Origin of the sequence: Streptomyces sp. NPDC091209, assembly GCF_044757755.1 — a bacterium.
In the GTDB taxonomy this organism is placed as follows: domain Bacteria; phylum Actinomycetota; class Actinomycetes; order Streptomycetales; family Streptomycetaceae; genus Streptomyces.
In genome coordinates, this window is the sequence record NZ_JBIVVR010000003.1 from 363,945 (window position 1) to 388,360 (window position 24,416).

Consider the following 24,416-nt stretch of genomic DNA (forward strand, 5'->3'; position numbering starts at 1 on the left):
CGGTTCGCTTCACTTCGCCGAGAACGTCTCTTCCGCAACACCGGGAGCGTCACTTCACGTCACCGGGAGCGTCACCTCACTTCACGGGGAACGCCACATCGCACACCGCGTCCTCGGGCCCGGCCGCGTCCCAGTCGGCGAAGTAGATCTCCCGGCACGGGCCGTCGACGGACAGCCCCCGCTCGGTGACCCAGCTCTCGACCGCCTCGAAGGCGGCGAGGATCTGCGGGTGGGCGACCTGGGCCTTGGTGATGCGGACATAGGCGATCCGCCGGGCCGGCTCGACCCTGACCTCGGCCCCGGTGGCCCGACCCCGCCGCTCGGCCCAGGCCCGCGCGGCGGCCTCGTCGGCGACCGGCACACACGCCTCCGCCGGCCCGTCGCTCTCCACGCCGACCTCGGCGTAGTACACGACGAAGGGCGGCCCCGTGACACCCCCGGCCTCCCGGGCGCCCTCCTCCAGCCGCCCCAGCGAGCCGGGGATCCACACCGGCAGCTCGGGCGCCAGGACGTGCCGCTTCTCGGCCAGCACGACCCGCTCGGGCACCTCGGCGGTCTCGACGACGAACTTCTCGTACATATCGGAACTCCTCCCGGAAAGACGTCCACGGAGGAAGTCGGCGAGCGCCCGCTGCGAGGCGAACCGCGCCTCGGCACCGTCCCAGTACGCGGCGAGCAGCGCGGCCGCGTCGGCACCTGGCGCCTCCACCACGTCCGCGATCCGCGCCAGCGGCATGTCGAGCTGGCGCAGCAGCGCGACGAGCCGGGCCCGTTCGGTCTGCTCGGCGCGGTAGTAGCGGTAACCGCTGACCTCGTCGACGTACGCCGGGGGCAGCAGCCCCAGCCGGTCGTACAGCCGCAGGGCCTTCGCCGAGAGCCGCGCCCGCGAGGCGAACGCGCCGATGGTGAGCAGGTCCTTGTCCACCCTGTCATCCTCCGTCACCGGGCGCCTTCCGCCCGGTGACAGGGACGCTGCCCCTTGCCCCAGGGGCAAGGTCAACCGCAGGGCTCGGCCGACGGCCTTCCCTGCCGTGGAGACGAGCTCAGCCGATCGCCTTCTCGACCGCGGAGACGACCTCCGCGGACTCGGGCTCGGTCTGCGGGGAGAAACGGCCGACGACCGTGCCGTCCCGGCCGATCAGGAACTTCTCGAAGTTCCAGCGGATGTCGCCGGAGTGCCCCTCCGCATCGGCGGTGCCCACCAGACGCTCGTACAGCCCGTGCCGCGCGTCGCCGTTCACCTCGACCTTCTCGGTCATCGGGAAGGTCACGCCGTAGGTCGCGGAGCAGAACTCGGCGATGTCCTCGGAGCTGCCGGGCTCCTGGCCGAGGAACTGGTTGCAGGGCACGCCGAGGACGGTGAAGCCCTGGTCGGCGTAGCGCGCGTGGAGCTGCTCAAGGCCGGCGTACTGCGGGGTCAGACCGCACTTGGAGGCCACGTTCACGATGAGGACGGCCTTGCCCGCGTACTGGGACAGATCGGCGGAGCCCCCCTGGAGGGCCCCGATCTCGACGTCGAGCACAGAGTTGTCAGTAGTCATGAGCGGATGCTAACTCCGGTAGGTGACGGGTCCGCCGGTCCCGTCGTTCCGTCCGTCCCGCTGCGCTGTGACAAGCACCTCACCGGCGGCCGTCCGCGAGTAGAGCACCGACCGTCCCGCCCGCCGCCGCTCCACGAGCCGCGCGTCCAGCAGCACCCGCAGATGCCGTCCGACCGACCCCAGCCCCTGCCCGGTCACGGCGACGAGCTGACTGGTGGACAGGGGGGAGTCGAGGAGGACGAGGACACTGGCGCGGGCGGTCCCGAGGAGCGTCCCGAGACTCTCCGGTACGACCGCGGCCCGCACGTCGGCCAGCGCTCCCGCGCAGGGGTAGACCACGGCGTAGCGGCGGGACTCCTCCCAGCACACCCATCCGGCCTTCGGCGTGACGGGCACGAAGACCAGCCGGGCGCCGGAGATCTCGCGCGGCGGGTACTCGTGGAGGTTGACCTGCAGCCGGTTGTCGCCGAGCCAGCGGGTCCCCGGCCGCAGCCCGTCCAGCGCCGCCGCCCAGCCGCCCTGGCTGAGCTGCGCGGTCCGCGCCACCACATCGGCCTCCAGGACGCGCCGCCGCCGTTCCCAGTCGAGACGTACGGACTCCTCCCAGACGGCGGTGAGCAGCACGGCGGCCCGCTCGGGCAGATCGTCGCGGTCCGCGAGGCCGGCGGGCAGCGGTCCGCCCACCGAGCGGGCGAGATGGGCACGGGCGTCGTGGGGCGAGGTCTCCCGCACCCGGGCGACCTCGGCCTCGAAGGTCTCGTCGCCGTACGGGGTGGGGGTCAGGAAGTCGGCGATCCAGGCCCGTCCGAGCCCGCAGCGCACGAGCAGCGCGGTGACGGGGTCGGCGGCCAGCCGTTTGCGGTACGCGGGCAGGTGGACGCCGAGCCAGGCGCGCTCGCCGGGGTGTGTGGCGGTTCCCGCGTGCAGCATCTTCAGACAGGCGAACGTCTCGGCGAGCGGCGACAGCACGAAACGGCTCCCGGCGAGCGTGTCGGCGTTCACCTGCCACCAGCCCATCCCCGCACCCCTTTCCCGGCCCCCTGCTTTCCCGGCCCTCTGCGCGATCCTCCGCCCGGACCCTGCTCGGGCGTCACGCCCAGGTTTCAGGTCGCCAGGCCTCAGGTCGGGCCCCACGCCGGGTCCGCCACCGGACGCCTCGCCGGACTGCTTCCGCACCCCGTCCGCCGGGTTCACCGGACGGCTCGCGGGACCTCACGTACGCGCACCCGGTCTTCCGGCCACCCGGTTCACGGGCCGCTCGCCGGATGTCCCGCACCCCGTCCGCGGGATTCACCGGACGTTTCGCTCCTGCGCGAAACAATATCGACCGCCCGTGCGGCCCTCCAGACTCCGCGCATGCGCAGCTACTCCGAGCTCTTCCGCACGCGGGAGTTCACCCCGCTGTTCCTGTCCTCCTGTTTCAGAACCGCCGCCTCGACGGTGAGCGGTCTGGCCCTCGGCACCCTGGTGTTCCGGGCGACCGGCTCGCCGCTGCTCACCGCGCTGAGCATGTTCGGTCCCTCGCTCGCCCAGATGGTCGGCGCGACCACCCTGCTCTCGGCCGCCGACCGGCTGCCGCCGCGCGCGACGGTGGCGGGCATCGCGCTGGCCTTCGGGCTCGGCACGGCGGCCCTGGCGACCCCCGGCCTCCCGGTCTGGGCGATCTTCGCCGTACTCCTGCTCCTCGGGCTGATCCAGTCCCTCGGTGGCGGGGTCCTGTGGGGCCTGCTGAACGAGATCCTCGCCAAGGAGGGCTATCTGCTGGGGCGTTCGGTGTTCAACATGATGAGCGGGATCGCCCAGATCACCGGATACGCGACCGGTGGCGTCCTGGTGGCCCTGCTGTCCCCACGCGTCACGCTCCTCCTGGCGGCCGGGCTGTACCTGGCGGCGGCCCTGACCGCCCGGCTCGGCCTGACACCCCGCGCACCCCGCGCCCTGGGCCGCCCGTCCATCGCCCGGACCTGGAGCACGAACGCGCGCCTCTTCTCCTCACCGGAACGCCGCACCCTCTATCTCCTGCTCTGGGTGCCCAACGGCCTGGTCGTCGGCTGCGAATCGCTGTACGTGTCGTACGCGCCGAGCCGGGCCGGCGCCCTGTTCGCCTTCGCGGCACTCGGCATGTTCGCCGGGGACGTGACGACCGGCCGTCTGCTGCCGCCCCGGGTGCGCGCCCGGCTGGGCATCCCGTTCCTGCTGCTCCTCGCGACCCCGTACCTGCTCTTCGCCCTCCGCCCGAGCGTGACCGTGGCGGCCGTCCTCGTCGCCGGCGCCTCGATCGGCTTCGGTTCGAGCCTGATCCAGCAGGAACGCCTGGTGGCCCTGATCCCCGACGAACTCAGCGGCCACGCACTGGGACTTCATACGGCGGGCATGCTCACCATGCAGGGCGTGAGCGCGGCTCTGGCGGGCGGAATCGCCCAACTCGCCTCGCCCGGAACGGCGATGACGGTGATGGCCGCCGCCTCGATCACCGTGACGCTGTCCCTGGCCCCCTTGCCGCTCCGCCATCGAGCCGCCCCTCCGGAACGTCAACGACCGGAGCCGTCCGCACCAAGAGGACGGCAATCAGAGGTGAACTCTCCCTGAATCGAAGAAAGTTGTACGACAGGGGTCACAACTACCCCTCCCTCACCGGTGTCGAACGGGACGCCTGGGCGCACACGCACATCCAGCGCTCAGAACTCCATAGGTCCAGGACTCCAGGACTCCAGAACTCCTGAAGTCCTGAAGTCCTGAAGTCCTGAACCGCAGGGCCGCCAGGCAGCCGAGCAGCGGTACCGAACCCACCGATCCCACCGAGGGGAACCATGTTCAGTCGTCGTACCACCACCGTCCCGAAAGTACTGGCGCTCACCGCAGTCACGGTTGCCGTGGCCGCGGCGCTCGCCGCCCCGACGGCGAGCGCCGCTACCACTTCGAGCGCCACGGCGGTCTCCACCGGCAAGAAGCTGTACTACACGGCAGCCGTCGGCCAGACGAACCACCTGAAGATCTTCTGGAGGTTCGGCACGACCGACCCGGACACCCACCTGACGAACTACACCTTCACGTTCGACGACACCGTGCGGATCTCCCTCGGCACGGGCTGCGTCCGTCCCTCCTCGGGCGACACCACCCAGGCGGTGTGCACGGTCACCGGGTCCGGCAGCGGGCCTTCCGATGATCCCTACGGCCTGATCGTCAATCTCGGAGACGGCAACGACACGGCGAGGGTCGACTACGACAACCTCGTGTACTCCCGCATCTACGGCGGGACCGGCAACGATACCCTGACCGGCGGCCTCCGGGATGTCCTCTACGGCGAGGACGGGAACGACCACCTGTTCGGGGGTGGCGGCGCCAGCGCCCACAGCGACGGCGCGTTCGGCGGTGCGGGCAACGACATCCTCAGCTCCTGCGGCTACATCTGCCACGGCGGCACCGGCAACGATGTCCTGTACGGCGGAACCGAGGACGAGGGCATCTACAGCTACGACGGCAACAGCCTGTACGGCGACGACGGCAACGACACGATCTACGGCAACTCGGGCACCGACCTCCTCCAGGGCGGCCGCGGCAACGACAGCCTGCACGGCGGCACCGGCGCCGACAAGATCTACGGCAACAGCGGCAACGACCTCCTGCACGGAGACGCCGGCAGGGACACCCTCTCCGGCGGCCCGGGAAGCGACCGGGTCTACCAGAACTGAGGAGGCGGGGGCTGGGCGGGCGTCGGCGGGGGCGATGCCCTCCGCGCGGCGCGGACCCCAGCCCCTGTCCCGCGCGGAGGCGGGTCTCGGCGGAACCGGGGGCGTATCTCCCGCGCGGAGGCGGGTCTTGGCGGGACCGAGGGGCGTATCTCCTGTGCGGAGGCGGGTCTTGGCGGGTCTGGGTGGGGCCTAGGGGCTTGCTCCCGCGGAGACGGGTCTCGGCGGAGCCGAGGAGCGACGGGAACCGTCAGCGGTACAGCCTCTTACGCACCCACGGAAGCCCCGCCGCGCCACCCAAGACAGCCATGTACGCCGTGAGCGGCCCGTCGTTCAGCAGGAGCCCCGGCGAGGCGATGACGGCGACGATGAGCAGCCATCCACAGCCCGCCACCACAAGATCCGCCGCGTCATGACGACGCCCCCCGTCCTCCATCGCAGCCCAACTCCCTTGTGTCCGCACGCCGGAAACCCCTCCCGCGCCGCGGAGGACGACGCCCGATCCCTCCTGGGCGGGGCCAACCTCTGTGCCGGTGACTGTAGATGACCTCAACGACAGTGACCCGGTGGTCGGCCGGTGGCCGGAGGTATCGAGCCAGCGTACGAGGCCTTCCGCAGGCGCCGGTGTGCCTCCGCGCGCTCTGTCCGGCACGACGCGGCGAGTGGAACGATCTCGATGCTCGGCACCGGCAGGGGAACGCCTTTGGCCGTCGTGGAGAGGTGTGCGGCAGCGAGTGGATGTTTGCTGGTCCGAGAAGGGCGTACACCACTACGAACGGTAAGGGGCTGGACATGGCGATGGTGATGTCGATGCACTGGGCGGGAGTCACACCGGAGCAGTACGACACGGTGCGGGACGCGGTCGACTGGGAAAAGGTCCCGGCGGCCGGCGGTCAGATGCACGTGGCCTGGTTCGACGCCCAGGGGCTGCACGTCACCGACGTCTGGGAATCACAGGAGGCGTTCGAGGCATTCTTCGCCGAACGGCTCGCCCCCGCGATCCAGAAGGCCGGTATGACCGGCGCACCCGACACCGCCTTCAGTCCGCTCCACCGGCGCTTCATCGCCCCTGACATCAGCGGTGCCGCGTAGGGAGCGCGGCGAGCACGACCCCGGAGCGCAGGACGCGTTCCGTCGGAACGAGGGTTCCGGTCGGCCGCGGGACCCGAGACCCGCGGCCGATCCTGTGCTGAACCGCCCGCACCCCGTTTTGGCACAACTCCGGATCGGTGTGCCACGGTTCGACCATGAGCAACGACTACGACCGCATCCGCACAGGCATCGAGTTCATGACCGCCTACGTCTCCGGAAACGACATGATGACGGCCTACGTCGTCGAGCGGCGACGGGAAGACCCCATGGCGGCCGAGACGTTGATGGACGGCTCGGCGGCGTTGTGCGCGCTGCTGCTGCGGAAGATGGCGAAGGACACCGGCCAGACCGAGCACGCCATTCTGCAGGAGCTGGCGCGTGGCATCTACCGGCACGAGCAGAAGTCCGAGGACTGACCGGACGGCTGCCGCACACCGGTGGGGGAGGGCCGGTGCTCGGCCCTACGGCGCTACGGCCCTTCGGCGGCCTGCGGTGACAGCGGGAGACGGGCGACGACGCGGGCGCCGTACGGGTGGGGCTCGGCGGTGAGGGTGCCGTTGTGGTGGGCGGCGATGTCACGGGCGATGGCCAGGCCCAGGCCGGCCCCGCCGAGGTCGCGGCTGCGGGCGTCGTCCAGACGTGTGAAGCGCTCGAAGATCCGGTCGAGGTCTGCCTCCGGAATGCCGGGTCCGTCGTCGCTCACCTCCAGCACGGCCGTGTCCGTGGCCTGATCGGCGCGCAGGGTCAGCTCGATGCGCCGGTCCGCATGGCGCTGCGCGTTGTCGAGCAGGTTGGTGAGGAGTCGGGTGAGCCGGCTGCTGTTGCCCTCGATGGTGACGCCGGTCTGCAGTCCGGCGTCGACCGGGATCCGGTCGCCGTGCCGAGCGGCGAGGGTCGTACGGCACAGGTCGGCCAGATCCAGCGGACCGCTCTCGACGGGCTCGGCCGCGTCCAGCCGGGCCAGGAACAGCAGGTCGGCCGCCAGATCCTGGAGCCGTACGGTGTCCTCCAGGACCTCGCTGACCAGATCCGGCCACAGCGCCGGGTCCGGGTGGGCGAGGGCGACCTCCAACTGGGTCCGCAGGACCGTGATGGGGCTGCGCAGTTCGTGCGAGGCGTCGGCGATGAACCGGCGCTGGCGTACGACCGCCTCCTCCAGCCGGTCGAGGGTGACGTTCATGGTGCGGGCGAGGCGGGCGACCTCGTCCTGGGAGTCCGGCACCGGCACCCGGCGGTGCAGCGCGTGCCCGGTGATCTCGGCGACCTCGGACCGTATGGCCTCCACCGGACGCAGCGCCCGGCCGGTCACCCACCAGGTGACCAGGGCGACCGTGGCCAGCAGCAGCGGGGCGCCGATGCCCAGCGCGACGGAGGTGGTCTCGTCCGCCTGGTCCGCGTCCCGCAGCGAGGTGCCCGCGTACACGGTGAGCGTGCCGCCGGGGGCTCTGGTGGTGACCGCGACGATCCGCTGACGGTGTTCGTCGTGGAACGGCTCGCCGGACCAGGTGGCGCGCAGTGTGCCCTCGTCCGGGCGGACATGGCCGACGGGCGGCCGCCCGGTGAGGTTCTGGCTGGCGGCCACCACGCGGCCTTCGGCGTCCACGACCTGGATGAAGTCGGCGCCGTGGGTGAGGGGCAGCAGGTCCGGGAGCTTGCCCTGGGCGGCCAGCCGCCCCACGGTGTCCGCCTGCTGGGCGGCGGCGTCCTTGGCGGTGCGCTGGAGGTTGGCGTGCACGATGCCCAGGAGCGCGAAGGAGGCCGCGGTCAGCGCGAGGGCGACGACCGCGGTCGCCCCGAGCGTCGCCCGGGCACGTACCGATCCGGGCCACAGGCGTCGTGCGAGCCGCGTCGCGTCGCGGCGCAGGCGCAGCCCTCGGCGCCGGGCCGAGGCCAGGATCTCGCCGCGGCGGGGGAGGAAGCGCCTAGCCACCGTTGGCCGCCAGCCGGTATCCGGCGCCTCGGACGGTCTCCAGGGCGGATCGGCCGAACGGGGCGTCGATCTTGCGGCGTACGGCGCTGACGTGGACCTCGACGAGATTGAGGTCCGCCTCGAAGGCGGAGTCCCAGACGTGCTGGAGGATCTCGCGCTTCGTCACCACCTCGCCCGCGCGCCGGGCGAGGTACTCCAGGATGGCGAACTCCCGCGTGGTGAGCCGTATCTCGTTGCCGTCGCGGCTGCAGGTGCGGCGCGCCGGGTCGATCACCAGGTCGCCGAGCTCCAGGGTCGGAGGGAGCCGGCGGCCGGTGCGACGGTGGAGCGCGCGGAGCCGGGCGACCAGGACGACGTAGGAGAACGGCTTGGACAGGAAGTCGTCGGCACCGGTGTCCAGCGCCTCGGCCTCGTCGTACTCGCCGTCCTTGGCGGTGAGCATCAGGATCGGCGTCTCGCTCCCGACCGCGCGCAGCTTGGCGCAGACCCGGTAGCCGTTGAGGCCGGGCAGCATGATGTCGAGCACGATCACGTCGTAGCTCTGCTCCAGGGCGAGCCACAGCCCGTGGTTCCCGTCGTGGGCGACATCGACGGTGAAACCCTCGGCTGTGAGACCTCGCTGCAGGGCGGCGGCCAACCGCCTCTCGTCCTCCACCACCAGTACACGCACGGAGTACAGCCTCGCATGCCGCCCGGGCGGTGGCTGAAGACGCCTTCAGCCACCTTCAGCCTGGCTTCAGCAACGATGTTCCAAGCTGACCGCAGAAGCCGGTATCAGGCCGGCCGACGCGATCAGGAGCCCGAGCATGTCCCAGCCCGTCCCACCGGAGCAGTCCGAGTCCACGCCGGCCGAGCCGTCCCGCAAGCGCCTGCCGCGCCTGCCGAAGCTCGGGCGGAGCCGCTGGCTGGCACTCGGCGTCGGGGTCGTCCTGCTGGGCGGAGCCGTGGTCGGCGCCGCCGCGGTCGCCGAGCACGACCGCGGCGAAAGGGGCGACCGCATGCGCGTCGAGGCGGTGCCCGGCTGGAAGGGCGGCGGCGAGCGCCGCGTTCGCGGCGAGGGCGGTTTCAAGATCGAGGATTCCAGGACGCGTCAGAACTCCGAGAGCGGCCAGGACGACCAGAACGGCGAAAGCGGTCTCGCGCCCGCGCCGGTGCCGGCGGTGTCGGCCGCCAAGGCGATCGACGCGGCCGGCAAGGCCGTACCCGGTGGCAAGCCGGACGCGCTGCGCGTGGTGGTGCAGCAGGGCGGTGGAAGCGGCTGGGAGGTCGAGGTGCTGGGCACCGACGGCGTGCGGCACCTGGTGACCCTCGACGGCGCGACCGGCACGGTGACCGGCAACACCGTCGCGTCCGCCGCCCAGACCGCCGGACGCTGAACAGCCCGACTCCGCTGACACCCCGGTGAGTCCGGCCACGACTCCACCCGGACGCAGTGCGACGCGAGTGGCCCGGACCCGAAACCGCCGAAGGGCCGCCCCAGGAGGAACCCCTCCCGGGCCGGCCCTTCGGCTTGCGCCCCACCAGGATCCGAACCCGCGCCCCACCAGGATCCGAACCCGCGCCCCACCAGGATCCGAACCCGCGCCCCACCAGGATCCGAACCCGCGCCGTGGCGCCACCGCCACCGCCACCGCGCCCCGGCGCCACGGCGTCGCCGGGGACACCTCCGCAGCGATCGGCGCGTGGATGAACAGCCGCTTGGCAAGGGGCAGTTCCTGTATTCGTCGGAACGACCAGCACCGTGGTCTGCGCCACCGCCCACCTGAGCGGCGTACGTCTACCGCTCTTTCCCCCGCATCGCCGACTCCACCGGAATCCGCGTCGTCCGACTCCACGACGCTCGGCACAGCGACCCTGCTCACGGAGGCCGGAGCCGCACCCCGCGCGGTGACGGAGATTCTCGGGCACTCGCAGATCAGCATCACCATGGACGTGTACGTACACGCACGTCGTGCAGGACACCCAGCGCGAGGCCATGAGCCACATGGACCGGCTGCTCAGGAATCGGCCCGGTCGTCAGGAACCGTGCCCGTTGATGTCAGTACAGGATGCCGAAGGGCACCTACGGAGATCCGTAGGGCTGATGTACGCCTCTGTCTGGCGTCGTTGATGTCGGCTGTGGATGTCAGACTCAGTTTGCTGACGCCTGCCCACGGTTCTGAAATTCCTCGCGGCCGACGTCGGGCCGGGAGCCTTCCCGGCGCTGCACCTGCCTGGCCGCATTCCGCACCGCAAGAGAGTTGAGTACGCGTACTCATGTGCATCACCACCGGTCTCGGAACCATGCAGCCATGACGAAGACCGCTTTAGCGCCGGAACGCCGACGCCCCTGGTCGCACCGAACACCCCTGGGCCCGGACCTTGCTCTCGCGATCCCGCTGTTCCTGGTGGGGACCGCGTGGCTGGTGATGGACTGGGTGCTTGGTCTCGGCATGGAGGTATGGGCCGCGCAGGGCGACCAAGCGCAGATCGACACTGCCAGCCTCGCGTTCATGGGTAGGCTGCGGGTGCTGCTGATCACCGTACTTGTTTTGGCAGTTCTCGCGGGACTCTTCCGTGCCCCTTGGACGGTGATCGCGCACCTGACGGTGGCTCTCCTGGCCGCCGGGGTGCTCGGGGATGTGCAGCAACAGTGGGATCACGACCATGCTCCGCCAGCTGGGTGCATCCGCTACAGCTCGAACTGCTGAAACAGCCAGCGGCTCGGGCCACGCTGTTGCCTGTTACTGACGCACTCGATATCCAATGCACCAGTTTGACCCACCGAGATTCACGCGGGCGCTACCGCCGAACGTGGACTTGTGAGCCTGGACCGGCCACTGCCGTCAATCGGTGCCGTCAAAGGCCCCGGACCATGATCGGTCCGGGGCCTCTTCCCTGGTGCCCCCGGCAGGATTCGAACCTGCGACACCCGCTTTAGGAGAGCGGTGCTCTATCCCCTGAGCTACGAAGGCCGGGATCTGTCGGAATGCGTGTCTGGAAGTCTGCCGAGATGGACGGACTGCTCAGGCCTGCTTGGCGACAGGTCGTGGTGGCAGCCCGTGAGGGCGTAGCCACCGCAGTCAGTGTAGCGGGTGGTACCTGATCCGAGGGCGGAGAGATATGCGCGCTGGCTCGGGCGGCGAGCGCGTGGGTGATCTTGGCTCGGGTGACGGAGTCGCTCAGTGGGGCGTAGCCGATGTAGATCGGCAGGGGCCGCGTCGGCCCGTAGGCGGGGACTCTCCGCCAAGGCTCCTGCAACAGTCCGATCGTCGGATACGCGAAGGCGTCCCGGGGTGATATGTCACTGTGCGCCCGCGTGTTCGGCCGGACGGAAGGACCGTGGCGGAGTCGAAAACCGGCCATACTTTGCCGGACGAACACAGACCGCACTCCACCTCCTGGGCGCAGGGGCACCTAGAAGATCCATGCGCCGCCGGGCCACCGGGACCCCGACTGCGGACTGTTGGGCGACAGGAGGTTTCACGCCAGCGCCCTCGTCGGCGTATCGAATCTCTGTACGGATCCGGTTATGTCTGCATAAGGTGGCGCCGCGCATGGCGCGGAACCTGACCAGTTCCGTGTTCGCGCACGTCATTCAGCGACCGGGGGAACACTGTCGCTCACGGGGATGAGTTGCGTCGCCATGCCGCTATGCCGGCTCGGCGCGTGTATCGATGCGGTTGGTCCAGCCTGCTTCTGAGCACCCCTCAGGAGCAGATCACCGCTCTCAAGCCGTTCGGCCGTTCCTCGGGTTCGTACCCCCCAGTGAACGCAGAAAGGGATGCCTTCTTGCACCCCAGACCATGGTTCCGGCTGCCCGCAGCACGAAGATCGCGAAAGGTCACCTTCGCCGTCACCTCGGCAGCCGCGCTGGCCGTCCTGGCCGCTCTCGCGGTACAGCCCGGCTCGATCGGGCCGAACACCGAGCCGGTGGCCGACTCCTACCCCTGGTACGACGACACCGCCGCTGAGCAACTGCGCCAGGACCAGTGCCTCATGGCCGACGTACTGCGCCTCGGTGGCCCGTCGATGGCCGCGGCCGCGCAGGACGGCCTCAACCAGACTTCGGACAAACTCCACGTCCTGGCCGACCGCAAGAACTGGGAACGAACACCGCTCGCCGTCGCGTACAACAACGACCGCGACGCGGCGGCCAAGGAGATGGACACCCTTTCGGCTCAGCGGGATGCCTGGCAGAAGCCTCTGGACGGTCTTGCTACTCCCGGCGGATTCACCGACACCGACTTCCACTGGCCGCCCGACGGCGACAAGAGCTTCTACTCCCAGACCGGTCTGTCCGCCTGGGTCGCCGACCGGTTCTGGAAGACCGACTCCGACTTCTACGACGACGCCACCCCGAAGGCCGACGACAAGACCCTCAAGGCCGTCGATCACGTGGGCGACCCCCTCTACGGGAAGGACCCCGATCCCACCGGGACGACGTCGGCGGAGTGGAATCGCGCGCTCGCCGAGCGCAGTGCCTTTCAGTGGATGCACGGGGGCCCGGCGACGAACGCCGGCGCGGACGACGCCCGTCTCTTCCTGTCCTCCGGCGGGTTTCCGCACACCGCGCCGCAGCCGGGCACGCCGGAGTACCGCATCGCCGTCGAGGATGTGAAGTCCCGCTTCGCCGCGTGTGGTTGGCGGGATCCGATCGACCCGGACGGCGTGCTGGGCGACGTCACCTCCACGGCGGCCGACGAGTGGCAGCGGGAGGTCACTTCGCAGGCCGCGCAGCGCAACCAGATCCTGGGCGCGAACAAGGACGTGGTCAACGCCCTTTCCAAGGGCGCGAAGGCTTTGAGCGACATGCTGGGCCAGTCCTGGGACGCCGACCGTCTCACCCGGTGGCAGGACTACTGGATGCCGGGCGGTCTGGGCTGGGTGGGCGACAGCCCCACCGTCATCGAGGTGCACGCCGCGAAGGACAAGTGCCTCGACGTCCAGGGCGCCAAGAAGGACAACGGCACGCCGGTCCAGGTGTATACGTGCAACGGCACCGCAGCGCAGAAGTGGGTGCTCCTGGGCAGTGAGGACAAGCTGCACCTGCAGAACGTCAACTCGCTCAAGTGCCTGGACGTGGCGGGGAACAACACGGCGAACGGCACGACCATCCAGATCTCGTCGTGCAAGGAGTCCACGTCGCAGACCTGGTCGTCCGAACTGCGCGGTGCCACCAGCCTGAAGAGTGTCGGTACGGGCAAGTGCCTGGACCTGCACACCTTCGACAACGGCAACGACGCCAAGCTCTACACCTGCAACGACACCCCTGCGCAGCAGTTCGACATCAAGCCGTCCGGCCACAACGGCACCGGACAGCTGGACTACCCGGACAAGGCGCAGTTCACCAAGGCGACGGCCGGTATCGCCGCCGCGCAGGTCGCCGCGAAGAAGCAACTGGCTGTCCTGAAGGCGCAGCTCGCTGCCGCGCAGAAGGCCTCGACCACCTCGGACACGGCGGTCCAGGCCGCCTACGGCGTCGCCGACACCAACGGCGCGCCGCGTGGTCGTGGTCTGCTGGTCGGGCAGCAGAAGGACCAGGTCACGCAGGGTGCCGCCGCCGCTCTGGCGGCGTTGGAGAAGGCCGGTGAGACCGCCGAGGCGGCCACCCGCGCCTCCGCCGGGGACAGCGCGACCATCGCGCAGCGTGCGCTGGCGCAGGCGGCGCAGTCGAAGGCGGAGTTCCGCAAGAAGGCCGCCGAGACGGCCGAGTTGCAGGCCAAGGCCGCCGCCGACGCGGCCAAGGTGCACCGGGACAACGCCAAGAAGGACAAGGAGACCGCGCAGGCCCAGCTCACCGACGCGCTGAAGGCCGAGGGCGACGCCAAGGCGGCCGCCGCCGACGCGCACGCCAAGCGGCTCGCGGCCGAGGCCGAGGAGAAGACGGCCAAGGCGGAGAAGGAGACGGCCGCCGTCAAGCGGGCCGAGGCCGCCGAGCACCGCAAAAACGCCGAGTCCCAGGCGACGACGGCGAAGGACGCCAAGGACAGGGCGGAGGCCGCGGAGAAGACCGCCGGGGACCGGCGCGACGACGCGGTCAAGGCGAAGGACCACGCCAAGTCCCTGCGGGACGACGCCTGGGACGCCGAACAGAAGGCTGACGCGACCCGCGCCAAGGCCGACGCCAAAGAGGCGTACGCCGACTCCCTGGATTCCGGTGACGCGGCGACCGCCGCCCGCGCCGCAGCGAACGACGCCGACAAGGCGGCCGACGACGCCGAAACCGCCGCGGGCAAGGCGCGCTCCGAGGCCGACGCCGCCACCCAGGCGGCAGCCGACGCGGACGCCGCGGCCACCCGCGCCGAGGCCGCCGCCAAACGCGCCCGCTCCGACGCCGACGCCGCCCAGGCCGACAAACTGAAGGCCGACGCGGCGGTCAAGACCGCCACCAGCGCGGTCGCCGACGCCATCAAGGCATCCCAGGACGCCTCGACCGAGGCCAAGACCGCGGTCAAGCTCGCCGACGAAGCCGAACAGCACGCCAAGGACGCCAAGACCCAGGCGGACACCGCCAACACGGAGGCCGCCAAGGCACTCGCGGCGTCCGCCAAAGCCGCCGGCTACGCCTACGTCACCGCCCAGGCCGCAGTCGACGCCGGCGCAGCCGCCAAACGGGTCGCCGACCCGGCCAACGACGCCATCCAGCTCGGCTCCCCCTACGCCGACAACGACTCCGCCGCCGCCCTGGTCGTCCTGACCGGACAGGGCTCGAAGACGATCGCCGACCAGCAGCAGGCCGTCGCCGACGCCCACGCCAAGAACGCCGCCGCCGAGGCCCAGGCCGCCAAGAACCTCGCCGACCAGGCCAAGGGCGACACCAAGGAGGCCTACCAGCACGCGGCCAACGCCGCCGGCCACGCCGCCGACGCCCGCACCTACTCCAAGGACGCCCTCGGCTACGCAGCCGGCGCCGCCAAGGCCGCAGCGGCAGCCTCAGCGTCCCTGGCCCGCACCATCGACTACGACCAGCAGGCCACCACCGACGCAGCCGCCGCCGACAAAGCCGCCGGCAACGCCGAGGGCTACGCCAAGGACGCCCGCGACAGCGCCGACGCCGCCGAACTCGACGCCGCAGCCGCCCGCTCCGCCGCCACCCAGGCCGAACAGGACGCCAAGGACGCCCGAGCCGCCGCCACCCGCGCCGACACGGCCGCGACCGAGGCCGAACAGGCGGCGAAGGACGCCGACAAGTACGCCAAAGAAGCGCAGGAGGCCGCCGATAGGGCCGAGAAGGCGGAGAAGGCGAAGCAGATCAACGACGGAACCGTTCCCGACGAGAACGGCCACTTGATCGGCAACGTGTTCTACGTCGTCGACCACATCGAGAAGACCGCCGATCCGGAGGTCATCAGCAAGACCGACGGCTGCGACGGCTGGATCGACAAGCTCTTCTACAAGGGTGACTGCACGATCACCTCGAAGATCAAGTACAAAGAGGTCGTCGACCTGTATCTGTGCAGTGCCCAGGGCATCGACCCGCAGAAGCTCATGTGTCCGACCGAGGCCACGACGTATCTCGGCGAGGTGCGGACCAAGGAACTGTCCCAGAAGGTCACACACACCATCACGATGGCGGAGTTCCAGGCGAACATCGATCCGGTCGACATCCTCTTCGGCAGCTGGATCAAGTGCGCCCAGCTCATGCCCGGTGGTGAGAGAGGAAGCGTGGGCGGCTGCGCCTGGGCCGCCTTGGACGTCGCAAGCCTGTTCGCCGGAAAGATCATCAGGCCCATCGCGGACGCCGTCAAAGCAGCCGACGCCGCTGCGAGGACCGGCATCGGATTCGCCGACGCGTGGAAAGCCCTGCGCGCGCTCCCCTTGACCGAAGAGGCCATCGAGGGCATCGGGGCGAAAATCCTCAACGAGGTCATCGGATGGTGCACCAAGAAGAAGCCTCTCCGCGCGGCGGTCGCGAGCAGCAACGATCCCTGTGTGGGGATGATCTCTTACGGAAGCACCGATATTGCCCACATGGCATACGAGGCCAGAAAGGCAGCCGGAATCACCACTGGCCGAAATGTGGCGGTCGCCAGGGTTCCAGGGTGGAACAACCCTAAAACCGGTGACTTTGTCGTCGGCTTCAGTAAGGGGGGTGGTTACCACTCAGAGAACCATATCCTGGACCAGTTGACGGCCAAGAATTTCAAGCCGACCCAGATTACGGAGCTGTACAGCGAACGAACCCCCTGTCCGGCGTGCGGACCCATGCTGGATGATGTGCTCACCCCGGGAACCCCAATAACCTGGTCCATCCCTGACGGACCAGGTTCCGGGGACCTCCTGTGGGAGATGATGAGGAAGTTCGAGGGGAAGGCATTCCTTCGATCCGCAGAACAGTCCGACGAAAAGTAGGAAAGTAGTTGGGTGTGGCGGGCGCCCTTGCGATGCCTGCCACACCCCGCTGAACAGAGAAGAAGGGTCATGTCCGAGTACGGTTTTACTCGCGCACCCAACACGGTTCTCGTTGTCCGGAATGAGTTGGCGAGACAGGTGGTTGGGGCGCTCCAGCGCGCTGGCCTGCCCGCCTTCCTCGAAGAAGAAGCCGGGACAACGGATCGGTCGGGCGCTGTAGTCCGTGTAGATCCCGACGCTGAAACGGCTTCGGCTTCTGTATCCGTAGGCTGGAGATGCGACCCTGGCATGGTCCGGGCGGCTGTGGACAGTCTTACCACCGGTGGCCCTGATGCGCCGGCCGTCCGTTACCCCGGAACGATCGGGCAGCACATGCAGAGTGCGCTGATCAAGATTCTGCTGTCGGCGGGCATCATCGCAACGTTGGAGAACGACGCTATGAACCCAGAACACGTCCTCGTGTTCGGAAGGATGTCCGACCTGCCAACTGCGTTGAGACCCACCTTCGTTCCACCGGGGACTTAGACCGACCGGCAAATGGTGAGGCCGCTCGTCGGCTGAGGGGCGACGTGAGACAGGCACGGACTCTGCGTGATCATGGAGTTCTCTACGCTCAGTGATCACACGGAGGACCCGTGCCTGCGGTGCCATCTTGCCTGCTCGAACCCCTGTGGGACCAGTTCGCCGTTCTCCTGCCGGTGCGGGAGGGGTTCTCGGTGAGCCATCCGCTGGAGTGCCATCGCCGCCGGGTCCCGGATCGCGTCGTGTTCGAACATGTCGTTCTGGCTCTGGTCCACGGCTCGGGATACGAACGGATCGCGAGCCCGGGATGTTCGGACCGCACCAAATACGCCGAAGAAGCCCAGGAAGCCGCCGACAGAGCCGAGAAGGCGGAGAAGGCCAAACAGATCAACACCGGAACCGTCCCCGACGGGAACGGCGGCACGATCGGCAAGATGTTCTACGTCGTCGACCACATTCAGAAGGTCGGCGATCCGGAGGTCACCAAGAAGACCGACGGCTGCGACGGCTTCATCGACAAGCTCTTCTACAACGGCGACTGCACGATCACCGTGAAGATCCGGTACATCCAGTTCCTCGACCTCTACATGTGCACCGCGGAGGACCTGGATCCGCAGAAGTATAAATGCCCCTCCGAAGCGACGCTGTACCTGGGCAAGACCCAGACCAAGGAACAGTCGCAGACGGTCACGCACACCATCACGATGGAGGAGTACCAGAGGGGCGTCGACCCCGTCGACATCCTCTTCGGCAGCTGGATCAAGTGCGCCGAGAAATTCAGCTCTGGTTTCCAGGCCGGCAGCTGGACCGGATGCGCCTGGGCGGGCCTGGACGTCGCGAGCCTGTTCGCGGGCAAGATCCTCGCGCCCCTCGCCAAGGCGTTGCGCGCCGTGGACGCCTCGCTCGTCACCGGCGTCGGCATCCGGGACACCTTCAACGCCCTGAGGGCCCTGGACGAGCTCGACCCGGCGGCCCTCAACCGCATCGAGAAGACGGCCAAGATCAGCGCCACCTTCGCGCACGACACGGACCACTTGGTGCGGATCGTCCTCGCCGGCGGCAGCAGCATCACCAGCACCCCTGGTCACCGTGTCCATGTCGTCGGTCTCGGCTGGACCCACGTGAACGAGTTGCACCAGGGTGACCGGCTGCGCTCACCCGACGGCGAGACGCACTCCGTCACCGCTCTGCGGGACCTGACCGATACGGCACCGCGCCAGGTGTACGACCTGACCGTCGACGGACTGCACACGTTCTACGTGCGCTCCGAGGGACGGCACGCCGCTGACCTGCTGGTCCACAACTGCGTGAACCTCGCCGACGAGACGCGCTTCCCGGAATCGCAGGCGCACACGCTCTCGAAGCACGTCAACCGGACTGCCGGGCAGGCCGTCGCCGACGCTCAGGAGAACCTGCGCAACAACTTGGCCCCGATCAGCACGGTGTGGACCAACGCCGAGATCGCCCAGCAGGCCGTGGACCGGGTCGTCTCCCAGTACTTCTTCCCCAACGGCACGCGGAGGGCGGCCAGTTTCGAGGCACTGGACAACTTCCTGAACAAGCGGGGACAGCGGCGTTCCTCTCCAGGAGCACATCGGCGAGGAACGCCGTCCCGGGACGTATTCGTCCACAACTGCCTGAACCTGGTGATGGGTGAGGGACCCCATGCCGCCACTGAAGGGGGCAGCTGAAGCAACTCGGGGTGCTCGGGGCGAGGGCAGGCCTCGGGGCAAGAGGGTGATCCGGGTGGGGAGTCCTGGTATTTTTCGCTCACGACGGGCGGTCCGCTGGCCGGTCGGTGCGCACAAGCCGACGCGTTTTGAAAACCAGGGTGGGCCGTTTGGTGGCTCTGCGCGCTAAGGCGCTGACCTGGGCCTCAACGGTTTTCGACACATCCCACGAAGGCGGGGATCTGTCGGAAAACGTGTCTGAAAGTCTGCCGGGATCGGCGGACCGCTCAGGCTTGCTTGGCGACAGGTCGTGGTGGCAGCCCGTGAGGGCGTAGCCACCGCGGTCATTGTAGCGGGTGGTGCCTGATCCAAGGGCGGAGAGATGCGCGCACTGGTTCAGGCGGCGAGCGTGTGGGTGATCTTGGCTCGGGCGACGGAGTTGCTCAGTCAGGCGTAGCCGATGTGGATCAGCAGGACCGCGTCGGGCCCGTAGGCAGCGACTCTCCTCCGAGGCCCCTCCAACGGCCCGATCGCCGGATACGCGAAGGCGTCTCGGGGTGATCTGTCACTTCGTGCCTGCGTGTTCAGCCGGACGGACAGACCGTTCCGAACGCTCACGAATGGGCCGGGCGACTCAGTCCGTCAGACCTCGGTGCCGAGGTGAGCTCCGTCCGTGATCACCGTCGTGCCTGCCGCCACGGCCGGCAGGTCTGACTCGCGCCAGACATGCGCGTCCGCCTTGTTGCCCGAGAGGGCCGGGCGTCTGACGTCTCAACCATGCTGTTCAGGGGCCTCGTTGGTCATCTGTCCTGCCGCACTCGACCTGCCCCATTCGCTCGTGGAGTGGGTCACCGTGCTCGTCCGGGCTGCCGAGGCGTGCCCCGGCACGGGCTGAGGGCCGGGCGGGTCAGGTGGAGCATGCGGGTCAGCCACTGGTCCCCTGTTTCGCGGAGGGAGTGGGGGCCGGACCGGCGTGGCTGGTGGGGGAGCGGTGGGGTGCTGGAGGAAGAGGGGTCGGTGGGGAGGCGGGGCAGGGCCGTGGTGCCGGTGATCATCGACAGCATCAGGACGGCGGCCGCGCGGACATCGACGTCGGGGAGCAGGGAGCCGTCGTTCCGTGCCCGGCTCAGGGTTCTGTGCAGCGCGCCGAGCCAGTTCAGGCGACAGTGGATCGACGGGTCGTCGGGGGTTCGTATCTCCTGGGTCAGACGGGCGCCCGCGCGGACGGTCACGTCGGTCTCGAGGAGGCCTACGAGGGTGTGGGCCATGGCGGTGGCGATCTCGAAGGCCGGAGTCTCGCGCCGCGCCAGCCTCACGAGTGCGGCGGCCGACGTGGCGCAGGCCTCCGCCTGGACGGCGCGGGCGAGATCCGACTTGGCCGCGAAGTGGAAGAACAGGGCGCCCTTGGTGACCTGCGCGCGTTCACTGATCGAGGACAGGGTGGCGCGTTCGTAACCGGACTGGTCGAACACGGTCGAGGCGGCCCGGATCAGGTTGCGCCTGGTCCGCTCGGATCTCTCCTGCTTCACCACGACGCGACCACCCGGACGCTCCTTGTCGTTCGGCTGCTGTTTGTCCTGCCGCAAGCGACGCTAGGAACCTGCTTTTGGATCTGTCAACGGGGCCGGGTCGCGCAGATCATCTTCACGCCATGCTGGCAGTTCCCCTATGAGCGCTGCTGGTTGGCGGGAAAAGGTGGGCGGGAAGGGGGAGGGGCAGAGGAGTTGAGGTAGGAGCCGAGCAGGAGCAGGAGCAGGAGCAGGAGGGGGAGTTGGAGTTGGAGTTGGGGCAGGGGCCGGTCGGAGTGGGAGGCTTGAGAACTCGGTCGCTCCGGCGGTCCGTTCAGCTCAACTGCACCCGTCCGAAACGGTCCGCGATGTGCAGGTCCGCCTCGATGCGGGTCGCCGTCGCGTGAAGTTCGGGCAGCACGTCGCTGACGCAGGCCTCGGCGGTACGGCGACTGCTGTGCATGGCGACGTTCACCGCGGCCACGACCCGTCCGCCGCGGTCGCGCACCGGAACGGCGATGGACCGCAGACCCTGCTCCAACTCCCCCTCGACCATGGCGTATCCGGCCTTCCGCACCCGGTCCAGTTCGGCCCTGAACCGCTCCGGGTCCGTGATGGTCCGCGGGGTCAACGAGGGCAAGGGGATCGATGCGGTCGATGCGGTCGATGCGGTCGAAGGGGCCAGGGGTGTCGACGGCGGCAACCGGTTGGGCGCACCGTCGTCCAGTACGGCTGCCGCGCGGGTCTCCGGAAGATCGGCCAGGATCACCCGGCCCAGAGAGGTGGCGTACGCGGGCAGCCGGGTGCCGACAGCGACGTTGACGCTCATGATCCGACGGGTGGAGACGCGCGCGGTGTACTGGATCTCGTCGCCCGTCAGCACCGCGAGCGACACCGAGTCGTGCAGCCGCTGGGAGAGTTCGGTCAGATGCGGGGCCGCGATCTCGGGGAGCGAGGTCCGTGAGAGTGGCGGGAAGCCGAGCCCCAGGACGCGCGGGGTGAGCCGGAAGACGCGGTCGTGCGTGGTGACGTATCCGAGGTGTTCCAGCGTGATGAGGGCGCGGCGAGCGGTCGCGCGGGCGAGTCCGGTCGCCTGGGCGACCGCGGTGAGGGTCAGTTCCGCGCGGCCCTCGCCGAAAGCGGTGATCACCGTCAGCCCCCGGGCCAGCGACTCGATGAACTCCCGCCCCAGTTCCTGCTTGGAGGCGCCGGTCCAGTCGGCGAGCCCGGAGGGGGTGGCGATGGTCCCCGCCGTCCCCGCGCCGACTCGCCCGTCACCCTCCGCGAACGGCTCGGCGCGTTCCGGCGTCGGCTCCCGGTCCAGGGCCAACGCCCGTTCCATCTCGGCCACGGCCGTCCGCAGACGCGGCAGCAGCGCCTCCCGAAGGCCGTCGGCGTCGTGCCGGCTGGTGTGGCTCACCACGTTCACCACGCAGGCGATCCGCCCGGCCTGCCGTACGGGCATCGACACGGCGACCAGGCCCGGTTCGATCAGCTGGTCGTCCAACGCCCAGCCCACTCTGCCCGCTTCGGCCGTCCGCTGTTCGAAGTCGTCGCCGAGGGTGGGGAGTTGGGCGGCCGGAAGGGCGGTGGTGTCCGCCCCTCCCTCGTACGGTCTGCTCCGGGCCGGTACGGCGGGGAAGCCGCGGTCCTCCGGATCGGCCGCGCGGCGCTCCCGCCAGTGCGTCCACTCCCGCTCGCTCCACTCGGAGGCGAACAGGGGTCCCGGAGCGGTGCGTTCGGCGGGGAGCAGGTCGCCGATGCGGAAGCTCAGGGACATCGCGCGGCGCCGGGTCGCCTGGTGGATGAAGCGGATGCCGTCCCGGTCGCCGACGGCGAGGGACACCGACTCGTCGAGTTCGTCGGCCAGCGCGTCGGCGTGCGCGTCCAGGAGCCGGGGAAGCCGGAGCGCGGCGAGATAGGCGTTGCCGAGTTCCATGAGACGGGGGGCCAGTACGGCGTCCCGGCCGTCGAGGCGTACGTAGCCCATGCGCGCGAGGGTCACCGTGATCCGGTCGACCGTGGACCGCGCGAGCCCCGTGGCCCGTTCGAGGCCGCTCAGACTGGACACCCCGTCCGCCTCGGTCAGCCGCCGCAGTACGGCGATCCCGCGGATGAACGGCGTGACCGCCTCGTCGGGCACCCCGGCCCCGGCGGCCGTGAGCCCCCCACGCGACGACGTGACGTTCGGGGGCGCGACGTTCGACGGTGTGGGACTCGACGGTGTGGGGCTCGATGGCATGGGCTCTCCGATGCGGCTCTCAGAAGAGTCACCGTTCGGCGGATCTCGGATGAGCCACCGTGTGGCGGGTCTCAGATGAGCCACGTTAGTGCTTGCCCGGCCGCCGAAGCAGGTCGGCCGCTTCCCGGCACGCGGCACGGGCACCGGTACGCCGCGCCTACGCCTTTTCGTCCGACGATCGCCCGGCCGCCAGTCCGGCGGTCAGCGGACGGTGCGGCGGTCAGCGGCGCGTCACGTACACCCGGTACTTCCCCCCGGCGTCCGCCGACGCGACCTGGACGGTGACCCCGGCCTTCGCGTCCTTGAAAGTCTCACCGGGGGAGTAGGGCGCGTCGGAGAGCTCGGCCTGGACGTTGGGAGAACGGGTGCAGCCTCCGCTGTCGCGATGGGAGTCGAACACCGTGATGGGCCCGTTCCCGGTGTCCACGTCCGCGTCGACCTTGTAGACGAGGATGCCGGGATGGCAGACCGCGGAGTCGTTGCCGGCGTGGGTGCGCAGCTCCAGGACGTACCCGCTTCGGACGCTGGTGGGTATGACGACCAGTTTGGGGCCGCCGCGCACGGCCAGCGGGGTCAGCGTGTACTCGCTGGTGCCGTGCGCCGCCGCGCAGCTGACCTGGGAGGTGTCGAGCCAGCCGAGTTTCCACTTGTGCCAGCCCAGGAGGTCGTTGTCGGCCCCCCAGTCCTCGCTCATGATGTCCCAGTGCCCCACCGCGCCGCCGCCGTCCTGGGTGTAGAGGTCGGGCAGGCCGAAGGTGTGGCCGTTCTCGTGCGGCAGAACGCGGTAGCCCGTGTCGGCGTAGGAGCCCGAGCCGTCGTCCTGGCGGCTGTAGACGAAGGACGCGTTGGCGACCGGGACGCCGTCGGCGACCGGCGCCTCGGTGTTGCCGGCGAAGGTCACGGACAGCACGGTGTCCAGTGCGGAGGGCCCGGCGTTCGGTGTGACCAGCACGTTCAGGATGTCGTACGAGCGGAAGTCGACCTCGGGATCGGCCGCGGCCACGATGTCCTGGACCAGTTCGCGGTACCCGGGGTCGAAGGGCGCGCCGCGTTCTATGCCGTACGCCCTGAAGGGCTTGGGCATGCGCAGCCAGTGCCGGACGGGGGCCTCGGGCCGGTAGTCGAGGCGGCCGTAGGAGGCGGTGCGGAACCATTCCTGCGTCTTCGGGAAGAACTCGTCGTACCGGTCGAGAGCGCTGCCCCTGCCGGGCGCGTCGGAGAAGTCGACCATCAGGGTCAGGGCCCGGAGAGTGCCGGTGGAGCGGGCGTAGCCGGGGGCGGTCGGGATGCCTTCCCCCATCTGGACCCCGGACGGGCCGTTGATCATGCAGGGGCCGAGCGCCGTGGAGCGGGCCAGCGCGGTGGAGCCCGCCGTGGCGGAGCCGACCGTCAGGTGTCCGGTGCCGGCGGAGGTGCTGACCGCCAGCGTCAGAACGGTCACCGTGGCGAGCGCGGCCACACGGCGCGGGCGTATCCGGCGGCTGGACGGCTGCATGCGGGGCCCTTCGCTCCACGGCAGCCACCGGTCTCCGACTGCACCCTTTCGATCACCCTGAGTCGCCGACGCGCCGGGCGCGCGCTGGATGGGCCCGATCGGGTTTATCTCCGGGAGGCCCTGAAACGGGTTCCGCCGGGAGGGCGTGACGGGGTCACTCGGGCTCCGGGAGACAGGACGGGAGCCTTGTGGAAGCCGGGACAGCGACGCCCGGAGATGCGCAGGGCGACGCCCGGAGAGACGTGGAACCACTATCCGGAGAAGCGCGGAACCGCTGCCCGGAGAAGCGCGGAGCCGCCGTCCGGAGGAACGCGGAGCCGCCGTCCGGGGGAGCGTGGAACCACCGTCCGGAGCACCCCGGGACAACCCCGGGGCGACCGGACCACCGACTCC

General features: G+C 69.8%; 18 protein-coding genes, 1 tRNA gene and 4 pseudogenes. 12 read left to right on the forward strand and 11 right to left on the reverse strand.

All coding sequences use genetic code 11. The features are described 5' to 3' along the window. Positions 1-76 precede the first annotated feature (76 nt). The 3 genes from ACIQRL_RS11775 to ACIQRL_RS11785 form a co-directional block, all read right to left on the reverse strand. Entirely contained in the window at positions 77-943 is an 867-nt protein-coding gene (locus tag ACIQRL_RS11775; protein WP_401330284.1) for a MerR family transcriptional regulator, read from the reverse strand. Positions 944-1,043: 100 nt separating this feature from the next. Then, complete coding sequence (locus ACIQRL_RS11780) at positions 1,044-1,541, reverse strand: glutathione peroxidase (protein ID WP_401330287.1); 498 nt, start codon at positions 1,539-1,541, stop codon at positions 1,044-1,046. 9 nt (positions 1,542-1,550) lie between these two features. Then, on the reverse strand, positions 1,551-2,558 hold the full coding sequence (locus tag ACIQRL_RS11785) for a winged helix-turn-helix domain-containing protein (protein WP_401330289.1): 1,008 nt from the start codon (positions 2,556-2,558) through the stop codon (positions 1,551-1,553). 339 nt (positions 2,559-2,897) lie between these two features. Here ACIQRL_RS11785 and ACIQRL_RS11790 point away from each other — a divergent pair, with 339 nt between their 5' ends. Beyond that, a complete protein-coding gene (locus tag ACIQRL_RS11790; RefSeq protein WP_401330292.1) occupies positions 2,898-4,130 on the forward strand; it encodes an MFS transporter in 1,233 nt (410 codons plus the stop codon). 221 nt (positions 4,131-4,351) lie between these two features. Beyond that, a complete protein-coding gene (locus ACIQRL_RS11795; RefSeq protein ID WP_401330295.1) occupies positions 4,352-5,233 on the forward strand; it encodes a calcium-binding protein in 882 nt (293 codons plus the stop codon). 247 nt (positions 5,234-5,480) lie between these two features. Here ACIQRL_RS11795 and ACIQRL_RS11800 read toward each other — a convergent pair whose 3' ends face one another. Next, the gene (locus tag ACIQRL_RS11800; protein ID WP_401330297.1) at positions 5,481-5,666 is read right to left on the reverse strand and encodes a hypothetical protein; all 186 of its coding nucleotides are present in this window, start codon (positions 5,664-5,666) and stop codon (positions 5,481-5,483) included. Between the two features lie 356 nt (positions 5,667-6,022). Between ACIQRL_RS11800 and ACIQRL_RS11805 the strand changes: the two genes are divergently transcribed. Together ACIQRL_RS11805 and ACIQRL_RS11810 are read left to right on the forward strand one after the other, a co-directional pair. Further along, entirely contained in the window at positions 6,023-6,322 is a 300-nt protein-coding gene (locus ACIQRL_RS11805; RefSeq protein ID WP_401330300.1) for a hypothetical protein, read from the forward strand. Positions 6,323-6,477: 155 nt separating this feature from the next. Further along, positions 6,478-6,738, forward strand: a complete 261-nt coding sequence (locus tag ACIQRL_RS11810; protein WP_401330302.1) for a hypothetical protein — start codon at positions 6,478-6,480, stop codon at positions 6,736-6,738. A 53-nt stretch (positions 6,739-6,791) separates the two neighbouring features. On the opposite strand, the gene ACIQRL_RS11815 is transcribed toward ACIQRL_RS11810, so the two are convergent. Both ACIQRL_RS11815 and ACIQRL_RS11820 read right to left on the reverse strand, forming a co-directional pair. Continuing rightward, positions 6,792-8,153: a sensor histidine kinase gene (locus ACIQRL_RS11815; protein WP_401330820.1), complete on the reverse strand. Its 1,362-nt coding sequence runs from the start codon at positions 8,151-8,153 to the stop codon at positions 6,792-6,794. Between the two features lie 91 nt (positions 8,154-8,244). Continuing rightward, entirely contained in the window at positions 8,245-8,922 is a 678-nt protein-coding gene (locus tag ACIQRL_RS11820; RefSeq protein ID WP_401330305.1) for a response regulator transcription factor, read from the reverse strand. A 136-nt stretch (positions 8,923-9,058) separates the two neighbouring features. On the opposite strand from ACIQRL_RS11820, the gene ACIQRL_RS11825 reads away from it, so the two are divergent. The 3 genes and pseudogenes from ACIQRL_RS11825 (at position 9,059) to ACIQRL_RS11835 (ending at position 10,942) form a co-directional block, all read left to right on the forward strand. Then, on the forward strand, positions 9,059-9,628 hold the full coding sequence (locus tag ACIQRL_RS11825) for a PepSY domain-containing protein (protein ID WP_401330308.1): 570 nt from the start codon (positions 9,059-9,061) through the stop codon (positions 9,626-9,628). A gap of 399 nt (positions 9,629-10,027) precedes the next feature. Next, a pseudogene (locus ACIQRL_RS11830) lies at positions 10,028-10,362 on the forward strand (tyrosine-type recombinase/integrase); the annotation flags it as partial. A gap of 181 nt (positions 10,363-10,543) precedes the next feature. After that, on the forward strand, positions 10,544-10,942 hold the full coding sequence (locus ACIQRL_RS11835; RefSeq protein ID WP_401330310.1) for a DUF6234 family protein: 399 nt from the start codon (positions 10,544-10,546) through the stop codon (positions 10,940-10,942). 188 nt (positions 10,943-11,130) lie between these two features. Here ACIQRL_RS11835 and ACIQRL_RS11840 read toward each other — a convergent pair. Next, positions 11,131-11,206 (reverse strand) — tRNA-Arg (locus tag ACIQRL_RS11840). 817 nt (positions 11,207-12,023) lie between these two features. Here ACIQRL_RS11840 and ACIQRL_RS11845 point away from each other — a divergent pair. From ACIQRL_RS11845 to ACIQRL_RS11865, 5 genes and pseudogenes are all read left to right on the forward strand, one after another. Next, positions 12,024-16,586, forward strand: a complete 4,563-nt coding sequence (locus ACIQRL_RS11845) for a ricin-type beta-trefoil lectin domain protein (protein WP_401330313.1) — start codon at positions 12,024-12,026, stop codon at positions 16,584-16,586. Between the two features lie 69 nt (positions 16,587-16,655). Then, positions 16,656-17,111 (forward strand): hypothetical protein, encoded by a 456-nt coding sequence (locus ACIQRL_RS11850; protein ID WP_401330315.1) that lies wholly within the window; start codon positions 16,656-16,658, stop codon positions 17,109-17,111. A gap of 110 nt (positions 17,112-17,221) precedes the next feature. Beyond that, positions 17,222-17,431: pseudogene (locus tag ACIQRL_RS11855) on the forward strand (IS5/IS1182 family transposase); the annotation flags it as partial. Positions 17,432-17,812: 381 nt separating this feature from the next. Next, positions 17,813-18,799: a polymorphic toxin-type HINT domain-containing protein gene (locus tag ACIQRL_RS11860; protein ID WP_401330822.1), complete on the forward strand. Its 987-nt coding sequence runs from the start codon at positions 17,813-17,815 to the stop codon at positions 18,797-18,799. A gap of 481 nt (positions 18,800-19,280) precedes the next feature. Beyond that, positions 19,281-19,444: pseudogene (locus ACIQRL_RS11865) on the forward strand (hydroxymethylbilane synthase); the annotation flags it as partial. On the opposite strand, the pseudogene ACIQRL_RS11870 reads toward ACIQRL_RS11865, so the two are convergent. The 4 genes and pseudogenes from ACIQRL_RS11870 to ACIQRL_RS11885 all read right to left on the reverse strand — a co-directional run. Further along, positions 19,430-19,525 (reverse strand): annotated as a pseudogene (locus ACIQRL_RS11870) (IS5/IS1182 family transposase); the annotation flags it as partial. The pseudogenes ACIQRL_RS11865 and ACIQRL_RS11870 overlap by 15 nt on opposite strands. Before the next feature lie 101 nt (positions 19,526-19,626). After that, positions 19,627-20,364, reverse strand: a complete 738-nt coding sequence (locus ACIQRL_RS11875; protein WP_401330318.1) for a ScbR family autoregulator-binding transcription factor — start codon at positions 20,362-20,364, stop codon at positions 19,627-19,629. Positions 20,365-20,620: 256 nt separating this feature from the next. Further along, entirely contained in the window at positions 20,621-22,528 is a 1,908-nt protein-coding gene (locus ACIQRL_RS11880; protein WP_401330320.1) for an IclR family transcriptional regulator C-terminal domain-containing protein, read from the reverse strand. Between the two features lie 220 nt (positions 22,529-22,748). After that, complete coding sequence (locus ACIQRL_RS11885; protein WP_401330323.1) at positions 22,749-24,023, reverse strand: M6 family metalloprotease domain-containing protein; 1,275 nt, start codon at positions 24,021-24,023, stop codon at positions 22,749-22,751. Positions 24,024-24,416: the final 393 nt, after the last annotated feature.